1 protein-coding gene is annotated in these 213 nt (G+C 58.7%); it reads left to right on the top strand.

Annotated elements, in window-relative coordinates:
* Positions 1-213, top strand: a 213-nt coding sequence (locus MO387_RS21390; protein ID WP_242326535.1) for a VCBS domain-containing protein, incomplete at both ends; no start/stop codon positions are given.

Below are 213 nucleotides of genomic sequence, written 5' to 3'. Positions count from 1 at the left end.
ATGTCGGCGCGGTCACTGAAGATGCCACCGATCCAGTTCTGACTGACAGCGGCACCTTAACCATTACCGATGCCGACAGCGGCCAAGCGGTATTCCAAGCGGGCAACGGCGTTGCTAGCAATGGCGCGCTCGGCAGCCTGACTATCGATGCGGCGGGCAACTGGACTTACAACGTCGATAACGCCGACGTGCAATATCTGGCTGAAGGCGAAA

It is taken from the genome of Shewanella sp. N2AIL, assembly GCF_022690845.1.
Taxonomy (GTDB): Bacteria; Pseudomonadota; Gammaproteobacteria; order Enterobacterales; family Shewanellaceae; genus Shewanella; species Shewanella baltica.
Note: the sequence above shows the minus strand (reverse complement) of the source record. Positions and strands in the feature narration are given on the sequence as shown.